The following is a 9,420-nucleotide window of genomic DNA, read 5'->3' on the forward strand; positions in this document are numbered from 1 at the left end:
ATCACTTCGCTAACTATTATTCAATATATAAATAGGTTCATATACAATAGACCTATCAATTTTATTAAGCATGCAATTTAATTCACACAACAGGTATTTTTAGTATCTTTTAATAAAAATGACTGATTTTACCCAAAAACACTGTGAACCCTGTAGAGGTGGAATCCCTCCCTTAACAAATGAAGAGATCAAAGAGAGAATGGCTCATTTGGAAGATTGGGAGATCAAAGATGATCATCATTTAATAAGATCATTTGATTTTCCTAACTTCAAATTAGCTCTTGATTTTATTAATAAGGTTGGTCAACTTGCTGAACAGGAAAATCATCATCCTGAGTTTTGTTTTACATGGGGAAAAGTAACAATATCGATTTGGACGCACAAGATTGATGGTTTACATGATAACGATTTTATTTTAGCAGCTAAAATAAATAGAATAATATAATTATTCTTAATTTATTCATGATGCCGAAATACTATTGATGAGTTAAAATTATTCACTAAATAAATTTATAGCTTCAGTAATTTATGTAAAATCTCTTACATTATTTTTTATTATGTCATAAAAACAAATCAAGTTTTTAACACGATAACTATATAATCGGTTATACAGTTTTAATTCAAATTGTAGGTACAACTTCTTTCAAAATTTCATTTCCTGCTTTGTCGTAATAAACACAAGACATATGATCAAGATTTACAATCCATCTTTCAATTCCTGTTCCTGCACAATGCTTGCAAAAAGTAAAATAATCAGTTTCTCCTTTTTGGTGAATTTTTAAATACTCTTCAAATTTATCTTTATTACAAGAATCTGTAATTATTAGTTCTTTGTATTTCGGTTTAGATTTTGTTTGAAAATTATCCTTACCAAAATATTTAGTATGAATATCTGAAACCCAAGTTTCAAAGGAAGTAACTCCAATCTCCTTTATTTCTTGAATATATTTAGGAAAATCAGCTCCAGATTTAATTTTTCCGTGTGCAAATTCAATTTGTTCTACAGTAAACATTATCTTAAGTTTTATCTATTATTTGTCATTGAATTTTTTCTACAATGAATGCCATCTAGTTTGTAAAAGATACAACAAATATCATTGAAATTGATTCTTTAAATAAAGAAGGTTTACCATTTTAAAAACCATAAATGACCTACGCTTAAAACTCCTTATGTGAGACTATATTATACCTAATAATTAAGATTTCTTGAATAAATTGCATGTTAGGTTATTTAAGCTATATAACTTAATTGCCTATTTTAGTAAGTCCCTATACCTTTGATAGGTATAGGAATCTTAAAGAATGGAGCGTATATAAAGTTATGAATAAGCTAAAGAGACAGTGACAATGATTATATTTGATAGCTTAATTATTAAAAAAATGATATGAAAAGAATAATATTTTTGTTTTTAGGATTAATCCTTTCATTTGGTATATCCATTGCTCAAACAAATCCATTTGAAAAAATAAGCTTTATTATTGGGGATTGGACTGGAACAGGTAGTGGATTTGGAAACAACAAATCGAAAATAGAATCAAGTTTTCATCTTGTAATGGACGGGCAGTACCTTGAAATTAAAAATGAATCAAAATTTGAACCGACCGAAAAGAATCCAGATGGAGAGCATCATATTGACAACGGTTTTATAAGTTTTGACAAAGGCAGTAATTCAATCGTCTTTAGACAATTTAACAATGAAGGATACTTTAATAAGTATGTTCTAAATGACTCTATATCTGATGAAAATACATTGGTTTTTGAAACTGAGTATATTGAAAATTTTGTACCAAATGGTAAAGCCAAATGGACAATTAAAAAGATAAATGAGAATGAAATTGAAACTATTTTCGATGTTTCGTTTGGAAAAGATTATACTTGTTTTGGAACTAATAAATTAATTAGAAAACAATAAATCAAATACTTGACCAGCCTAATTTCCATAGATTGTTTTGTCCTCTTTTTGTGAGACTATATTTGCCTAATAAAAAAGACCTCTTGAATAAATTGCACATTAAATATTTGACTATATAACTGGGATACCTATTTTAGTAAGTTATTAATAACGTTCTGTAAAATAAAATAAGCGCTTATAAATGGATGTTTTTCGATAGGGGTTGATTTATAAATAGTTATAAGAATTTAAATGAATGGAGCGTTTATAAACAAGTAGGGGGCAAGCTTGAAAAAATAACTTTTAAATTGAGCAAGAATAGAAAGAATATTAAATTTTGGTATTTATTACATTTCATACATATTCTGATTGTCATAATATATTTTGGAATTCAAGGAGAAGATAAGAATACAATTGGACTTGTATTTTCAATTGCCTTTTTTATTTGTTCAATAAATTATTTGATTAACTTATTTATCACATTAAAGACTATTGAATTTTTAAAATCAATTAAAAATATAATTCTTGCGTTTATTGCTCCAATAATAGCATTATTTATCTTTGCAAAACCTCTAATCTCACTTTATGACTATACAGACTCTGGAAATAAGTATTTTATGTATTCATACTTGACAATAAGCTCATTGATAATCAACCTTTTTACATATATGAAGTTGTATCGCATTAAAAATTGATTATTTGACTTAAGATAAATTTCAACCATAAATACAATTAAAAAAACGCTAGCTCTCAACAATCTGGTATAAATCATGCGGAGTCCGTGGTTATTTGAGAGTTTAGTGCGTAGTTTGAAGACCGCCAAATCTTAGATTTGGCATAAAAATGAAAAGATAATAGCAAATATAAGCTTTGGCACTGTAGCTATTTGGAGATTTGGTTCATTTAATCTCCGCACCTTTCATCCAGCAAACTTTGGTTTCCATGTTAACCTCGTACATAAAGAATTAATTATAAGTATATAGATATAAGATTGAATAAAACTTCATTTAGACTCATTGACAAGTTAAATTGGACAAATTAGATGAAAAATTATATATTAGTTGGAGTGTTGATTACTATTATAGGTTGTATAAGTGAAACATCTAAGGATGATAACCTTGATATATATTCTACAACAAGACTAATATCTGATAGTATATATTTTCAAAAGCCTGATAACACAGTTAAAAAATATCCTGCATATTTAGTATTATATAAGGATAATTCATTTAAGTATTTATCATTGAAAAATTGGAGTTGTTATTTAAAGACTGAACGAAATGGATTATGGAAAATTAAATGTGATACTTTACAATTACTAATCCAAAGAAGGACGTTAGAGAATAATAAAGATTCAAATATATGCTATGAATCATTTGCACAATATAAAATTTTAGAAAAGAACTTAATGGTATTAGGTGATAATGAGTTAATTTTTCCTGGTTGGGTTGAACCAATACTAAGTGCTCAAGAAATTGAGGAGGAGATATTAAAATATACAGACCAATAAAAGTAAGAGAAAAAGTCATGGGTGGCAATCGAATTCTAAGATAAAGAATTACTGGTACAAAAAAAATCGTTGCGGAATGCTCCTTTTGTGAGTCTCTTTTCTTAACCGAGCAATGGTTTCTTTGGATATTGTTGCTGAGGGGGTCAATATGCCCCGTTTTTTCTTCCTTCGAAGCAGACTTTTTCCTCAAGCATTACGTAAAGGGGTCTGCATCCGCCGGAATATCATGCTGAAAACAACACATCAACCAGCTTCTGGAAAGGGTGTCAACATGATCAAGAATATCCACAGTTATTACTAATCTAGTTTTTAGGAGGCTTATTCATTTCCTTTACAACTTGTTGAGGATTTAAAATAGGCAAAGGATATTTAGACCATTCTGTTCCTTTTGTATTAACCGCTAACATACCCCTACTAGTCCCAATACAAACACCTGCAATAGTTGCAATAAAATCATCTTTAATTTCTGCAGTACCATCTTCTGTTTCCTTTATTACAGAAGATAATCCTAATACATGGAAAGTGATTTCATTTGAGAATTCAATCAATGGCTCTTCAATATTTGTGATAAGATACTTGATGTTTGTTTGAAACTTAAAAATCTCTTTTTCTTTAACAATACCAAATTGAAATGCCATACCAAAAGAAAGATTTTTACCAAACTGAACTTCATGCAACTCCTCTGGAAAAGGCTTCAAAGAAAATGCGGTTTCCTTAACCTCTTGAATACTTATTGATATATTTGATTTAGCTGACATATTAGTTTAAACATTTACTTAAACTTTGCTTTGAATCATGAATTACCATATTCATTGAATGATGGATTTTTGTTGTTCTATTTGATGAACTTAAATTAAAGTTTGAATTTGTTAAGTATACAAAAGCTACTTTCTCTTTTAATTTGATTTTCTCTGGAGCAATTAATATTGATTCTCCTAATGTAGCTTCTATTTTTGTTAGCGTTTTTATTGTGAAATTGTGGGTTCCAGTCATCCATTTACTAATTTCACTTTCTGTTTTTCCCAATGCTTTAGCTAAATCCTTTTGCTCTTTACCTTGCTTCTGCAAAATAAAGTGGATTCTATCTACAATATCGAAAGAACGTTCCACAAATAATTCAACGTCTTTTGATATTTTCTTTCTTCTGGCTTCTAATCGTTTATTTTTTAGCATTCTTATTTCCGTTGTTACAGATTGAATCTTAAATTACCCTTTAACTGTTTTTGTGCAACAGTTATTCTTCCATTTTTTATTCTTGACTTAATAAAACGATCAATCTTTTGTAAAAGTTCAACGTGTTTATTAAGCGTAGGGTCTTCGTTATAGGTGGCGGTAGTTTTTGCACCTCCATTACCTATTATTAGAATTTCTTCGGATATTCTAATAACATATAGTCGAAGGTTTGACGTTTCAATTGGGATAGCCCATACTTGATCGTTTGCTCTGGACTCAGGACGGAAATAGCGCTCAAGGGCTCCTGTTTCTCCAATTTTATCCATCCATTTAATGATAATGTCAATGTCTTCATCATATTTACAACCTTCGGGGAACTGATCTAAAAACTTATCTGCCTCAGTTTCTTCATCATGAAACCGGAGCGTATAGAAATTGATACGTTCGTGTTCTTCAAATAGTTCTATGTTAATTATTGACTTCACTTATAAGTTAACTGCAAATTAAGCAATTTTATTTAAAAAACTTATCCATTGGATAATTAATTAACATTTTTTCCTTTTTTCGTAAATAGTTCATCATCTCCATCACTAACTCAAATAACATCTAATTTATTAATGGAACAGTACCTTGTGTAGCCCATTGTCGAAATTGTGTACCCTGAATTGATTTTACTCGATAACCCACAGAAATAATTACATCGAGATTATAAAATTCAGTTTCTGCTTGTTGTTCTTTTCCTTTAATGGCACCATGCTTAGTGGTATGTGCAAATTTTGCACACACCATATCTTTATCTAATTCACCCTCTTTAAATATATTACTGATATGACGAGATATAACTGTTCTGTCGCGATTGAATAGAGTAGCAAGTTGTTGGCGATTCAACCAAACTGTATCTTTATCAATGTGTACATCTATTTCTGTTTGATTATCAGATGTTTTGTATATCTCAACTTTACTTTCCATAGAGAATGTAATGATTTATCTTAAATTTTGTATGCTAATTTATAAAATACAATCCAGATAGTTAATGTGCAACATTGGTTTCATGTGCTTATCATATAGGCAATGTATCTAAATGCTCAAGTTGGTTTTTCCAGGTTCTTTAGTTGCTCCTTTTCTGAGACTATTTTAATCTTAGAATTCGATTGGCAGCTGGTTTTTATATCTCCTTAATATAATATTCTCTTAAAATTTCAGTAAACTTCTTAGAGTTTATCTTCTTAGATATTTCAAGCATTTTATCTAAATCGAAATATTCAATAGTGTATTTTTTAGTACTTTCTATTCGCTTTTCTAATAATTCAAGAGCCTCTTGAGTGAAACCTCCAGTTGACCAAAACTGAAAAACTAATTCTTTATCTGAAATTGTTGCATTGTCTAATACCCATTTTCTTATTACAGGTACTTTTTCTCCTAACCAGACCTCAATTTCTTCCTTAGATATGGGATGATTATACCCTTTGCATTCACTAATCAAAACTCTATTGGGCTGTAATCCAAATACGTCTATTTCTCTTCTTTCTCCACTATGATTTATTAATTTACCAATATCAATACTTGAACAAATGCGACCTTGATAATAACCTACTGCTAATTCAAATAAGTCGCCTCGCAAATTATTCGTTTTGCCATCAACCAACTTATTTAGTTTACTTATTAAATCAAGATATGCCTCTGGTTTCTTTTTTAAAATTGCACCTGCATTAGTGATAAGATTAATTAAAGAGTTAAGAAGTTCTTTGTAGTTTTCACCAAATAATTCGTCAGCAAATCCAATTACTGCACCCTTTGATTTCAAATTATTAAGAGCCTTTGTATCTATTGAGTCTACAATTAAAAAAGGAATGAATTTAGCTAAACCTCTTTGCTGTTTCAAGGCAGAAATTTTATTAATAAAGAAGTTTACCTGGTTTTCATTAATTACATTACCTATTAAAATATCAGCAATAACAAACGCTGGCACAATTGAATCTGATGTCTTTTTTGTTAATGAGCCAACATATGAAGGGGCAACAAAATTAAATTGATATTTACCAAATTCACTATGAAATTTAGAACTATTATAAGAGACTAATCCAATTTTACGAGACCAGTCATTAAACTGCATTAATAAAAAGTTTTTCGCAACTTCTAAACCTTTTGCTCTTTTTAAACTATGGCTATTCTTCGATATTGAATTGGATACCACAACATGCTCATCCTCCAGATGTACTAATCCAATTTTTAGTAGATTTCTCAAGGTTGTTTCAAAAGTCAAATGTCCCTTTAATTTTTCAACAGGATTTACAGCATAAGCAGCTAAATGGTCAGATTTGATATAGCCATTATGAAAGTCGAGTGATTGAATAATGGTATAATATTGTTTCCCTGCTTTTTTTAATGCTCTGTGCAGTCCATCATAGTATTCTTCAGTGCCAAAAATATCTTTATCATGGAACAGAATCTGTCCATCTGCAAATAATCCTCTAACACGATATATGCTTTCACCTATCCTTGATAATCTTTTTCTAGCAGCTTCTTTTGAAATACCTTTCTCTTTGCTAGTAAGGATTTCAAGGATTTCTCCTGATAGAATTAGACCTTTATCTTTTATTAGTTTTTCTAAAAATGTCACACCACACTATTTATACAAGATTAACTAATCATCATGCCTCTTTTTTTCAAAATTCAAATCTCAAGTCTGTCTTTATAGGAAAACCGTATTCTCTTTATATGACAATCCAGATAAAATCACAAACGGTTTTGTCAACAATCGTTTGCTGAAACTATTTTATAATAAATTTTCCTTTTTGATCTCCTATTTGATATATGTATAATCCCGATGTAAAGTTGGACGTATTTAATCTGACTTCATTAATTGCAGGATTGATGTTTTGTTCTTTTACAACATTACCTTTTATATCAGTTACAATTAATTGGGAAGAAATTCCTCTTTCAAATTGTATATTGATATATTCTTTAGCCGGATTTGGAAATGCAATACATTCTGCTTTTTTTAATATTTCCTCCTCTGAGGAAGTTAAGGAACCAGGAAGACTATATACATTCATACCGTAACCATCATCTATATAATGAGTAAGTAGTTTATATTGATTCGATGGAGTTTTAATATACGTAGCAAAATTGTGACTTCCTAAGTCAAATAATTTTTCTCCATCTTCGTTAAATATTGCCATAAGTGTATTATCACCTGTTGTAGGTTTATAAGTTGCAATAAATTCAATTAAGGAATCATCATTAAATAGCTTATCGCTTGGCAAATAAACTCTATAGAGTCCATAGTTTTCAATTTGAATTATTGATGATTTAACCAATTGATGATTCCCATCATAAAGTAAAAATGTGGAAGTTTTTGTTTGGTAAAAGTTTACAATTTCAAAGAAATATAAATTATTGTTAGCAATAAATGCACTTGTTTTACCCTCTCTTGCTCCATAGATATATTCTTTCTCTAAGGTGATTTGTGAATATGTATCTATAGATAATAACGTCAAAATTAGAATTGTAAAGATTGATTTCATATGTTTAAAAATTAGCAAAACCTTAATAACCAAAACAAATTACAATCATGATCCTGTGTGTTCAATAATTTGCCCTGGCCATGCCAGTTTCATGTTATTTATTTTTGAGGTTTAAAATTAATTTGTTTTCTGAGCCTATTTATTATGTACGTTTATTGCTGATGATTTAAAAATAAAATTCTAAAAACTAGTGATTTTTACAAGCCTTAAATCACCTGATAATAATTGATTGAGTTGGTTTGATTTTTTTGTTTGAAAATATTTCATTTCAAATCCAAAAATCAACAATCTCTCTACAAGTCAATAAAATCATCATGTTAGGTGTTTTTTGCGTAGTTTAACGCATCACTAGTAATGTACGTTTATAAACTATTAACACACCCTTAAATATAATATGTAATAACGGCATATTATACAGATCGATAAAGTATATTTCTATTTTTATGAATTTTTTTCCTTTTGTAATTTCTTATAAGCAAAGTAATAAAAGAAAGCTGCCTTAACAGACTTATTCATTTTACGTTTACCACTCAGTAAAAGAGATAATGAAGATTTGTCAAGCATTAGGTCTTGTGTTAAATCATTCCTGGATATTCCTAATTCATTTAATTGTGTTTCTATCCAGTTATAATCAAGGTCTTTTAAAACTTTTCTTTGCTGTGATTCTTTTTTTAACCGAGCTACGGTCTCTTTGAATTTATTCATATAGATTTCGGTTTGCATTACGCAAACTAATATAGATAATATTTGCTAATAGAAAACTACTTTTTTTCCTTTTCATCTATTTTCTTTTTAGCATATTCAATATATCTGTAATAACTAGCTTTACTTATTTTAAGAACTTTAAGAATTTCAGATACATTCATATTTTTGTCTTTTGACATGGTATATGCAGCATATGCTTTAGATTTATTCTTTGCAGATAAACCAGGCTTTCTTCCTCCAACTCGTCCTTTCTCCCTTGCAGCTTTTAAACCAGCCATCGTTCTCTCTCTTATCAATTCCCTTTCAAATTCAGCAAAACTTGCAAAAATGTTAAAGGTTAGTCTCCCCTGTATAGTTGTTGTATCAATGCTCCTTTTGTGAGACTATTTATAATGTAAGTAAGTGTGCACATTTGTGCTTATAATGTAAGTAACTATGCACACTTTTTTTCATTGCAATTTAGATAGGCAAATTTTGTTTATTTGATCAATCTCGTTATCCAGAATAAAACCTAATCTCTCTGAGGCATTATAAATAAAACCTTTACAAAACTTTGAATTTAACGTAAATTTATAATGGCTAATTTATATATAGATCAGAATCCTATAATTAA

The 9,420-nt window shown here is 29.1% G+C and carries 12 protein-coding genes; 3 read left to right on the plus strand and 9 right to left on the minus strand.

The features are described from left to right. Positions 1-118 precede the first annotated feature (118 nt). A complete protein-coding gene (locus OM075_RS23315) occupies positions 119-445 on the plus strand; it encodes a 4a-hydroxytetrahydrobiopterin dehydratase (protein WP_301192969.1) in 327 nt (108 codons plus the stop codon). A gap of 175 nt (positions 446-620) precedes the next feature. On the opposite strand, the gene OM075_RS23320 is transcribed toward OM075_RS23315, so the two are convergent. Then, the gene (locus OM075_RS23320; RefSeq protein ID WP_301192970.1) at positions 621-1,013 is read right to left on the minus strand and encodes a DUF1398 domain-containing protein; all 393 of its coding nucleotides are present in this window, start codon (positions 1,011-1,013) and stop codon (positions 621-623) included. A gap of 372 nt (positions 1,014-1,385) precedes the next feature. Here OM075_RS23320 and OM075_RS23325 point away from each other — a divergent pair, with 372 nt between their 5' ends. Together OM075_RS23325 and OM075_RS23330 are read left to right on the plus strand one after the other, a co-directional pair. Further along, a complete protein-coding gene (locus tag OM075_RS23325; RefSeq protein WP_301192971.1) occupies positions 1,386-1,913 on the plus strand; it encodes a hypothetical protein in 528 nt (175 codons plus the stop codon). 1,021 nt (positions 1,914-2,934) lie between these two features. After that, positions 2,935-3,402, plus strand: coding sequence for a hypothetical protein (locus tag OM075_RS23330; RefSeq protein ID WP_301192972.1), 468 nt, complete (start codon positions 2,935-2,937; stop codon positions 3,400-3,402). Between the two features lie 302 nt (positions 3,403-3,704). Here the strand turns inward: OM075_RS23330 and OM075_RS23335 are convergent, their stop codons facing one another. The 8 genes from OM075_RS23335 to OM075_RS23370 all read right to left on the minus strand — a co-directional run bounded on the left by OM075_RS23335 (position 3,705) and on the right by OM075_RS23370 (position 9,175). After that, the gene (locus OM075_RS23335) at positions 3,705-4,160 is read right to left on the minus strand and encodes a hypothetical protein (protein ID WP_301192973.1); all 456 of its coding nucleotides are present in this window, start codon (positions 4,158-4,160) and stop codon (positions 3,705-3,707) included. Between the two features lies 1 nt (position 4,161). Further along, positions 4,162-4,575 carry a helix-turn-helix domain-containing protein gene (locus OM075_RS23340; protein ID WP_301192974.1) on the minus strand — a complete coding sequence of 138 codons (414 nt, stop codon included), beginning with the start codon at positions 4,573-4,575 and terminating at the stop codon, positions 4,162-4,164. Between the two features lie 14 nt (positions 4,576-4,589). Next, the gene (locus tag OM075_RS23345; protein WP_301192975.1) at positions 4,590-5,060 is read right to left on the minus strand and encodes a hypothetical protein; all 471 of its coding nucleotides are present in this window, start codon (positions 5,058-5,060) and stop codon (positions 4,590-4,592) included. Between the two features lie 121 nt (positions 5,061-5,181). Next, complete coding sequence (rhuM, locus tag OM075_RS23350) at positions 5,182-5,544, minus strand: RhuM family protein (RefSeq protein ID WP_301192976.1); 363 nt, start codon at positions 5,542-5,544, stop codon at positions 5,182-5,184. 196 nt (positions 5,545-5,740) lie between these two features. Continuing rightward, positions 5,741-7,195: a hypothetical protein gene (locus OM075_RS23355; RefSeq protein WP_301192977.1), complete on the minus strand. Its 1,455-nt coding sequence runs from the start codon at positions 7,193-7,195 to the stop codon at positions 5,741-5,743. A gap of 151 nt (positions 7,196-7,346) precedes the next feature. Beyond that, positions 7,347-8,102: a T9SS type A sorting domain-containing protein gene (locus OM075_RS23360; RefSeq protein ID WP_301192978.1), complete on the minus strand. Its 756-nt coding sequence runs from the start codon at positions 8,100-8,102 to the stop codon at positions 7,347-7,349. A gap of 441 nt (positions 8,103-8,543) precedes the next feature. Next, positions 8,544-8,807 carry a hypothetical protein gene (locus OM075_RS23365; protein ID WP_301192979.1) on the minus strand — a complete coding sequence of 88 codons (264 nt, stop codon included), beginning with the start codon at positions 8,805-8,807 and terminating at the stop codon, positions 8,544-8,546. 56 nt (positions 8,808-8,863) lie between these two features. Next, entirely contained in the window at positions 8,864-9,175 is a 312-nt protein-coding gene (locus OM075_RS23370) for a recombinase family protein (protein WP_301192980.1), read from the minus strand. Positions 9,176-9,420: the final 245 nt, after the last annotated feature.

Origin of the sequence: Plebeiibacterium sediminum (genome assembly GCF_026013605.1) — a bacterium.
Lineage (GTDB): Bacteria > Bacteroidota > Bacteroidia > Bacteroidales > Marinilabiliaceae > Saccharicrinis > Saccharicrinis sediminus.

Excerpts from the sequence above, each read along its gene's own strand:
- OM075_RS23315 (WP_301192969.1), top strand. The coding sequence starts at position 119 with ATGACTGATTTTACCCAAAAACACTGTGAACCCTGTAGAGGTGGAATC.
- OM075_RS23360 (WP_301192978.1), bottom strand. The coding sequence starts at position 8,102 with ATGAAATCAATCTTTACAATTCTAATTTTGACGTTATTATCTATAGAT.
- OM075_RS23335 (WP_301192973.1), bottom strand. The coding sequence starts at position 4,160 with ATGTCAGCTAAATCAAATATATCAATAAGTATTCAAGAGGTTAAGGAA.
- OM075_RS23365 (WP_301192979.1), bottom strand. The coding sequence starts at position 8,807 with ATGAATAAATTCAAAGAGACCGTAGCTCGGTTAAAAAAAGAATCACAG.
- OM075_RS23320 (WP_301192970.1), bottom strand. The coding sequence starts at position 1,013 with ATGTTTACTGTAGAACAAATTGAATTTGCACACGGAAAAATTAAATCT.
- OM075_RS23340 (WP_301192974.1), bottom strand. The coding sequence starts at position 4,575 with ATGCTAAAAAATAAACGATTAGAAGCCAGAAGAAAGAAAATATCAAAA.
- rhuM (WP_301192976.1), bottom strand. The coding sequence starts at position 5,544 with ATGGAAAGTAAAGTTGAGATATACAAAACATCTGATAATCAAACAGAA.
- OM075_RS23325 (WP_301192971.1), top strand. The coding sequence starts at position 1,386 with ATGAAAAGAATAATATTTTTGTTTTTAGGATTAATCCTTTCATTTGGT.
- OM075_RS23330 (WP_301192972.1), top strand. The coding sequence starts at position 2,935 with ATGAAAAATTATATATTAGTTGGAGTGTTGATTACTATTATAGGTTGT.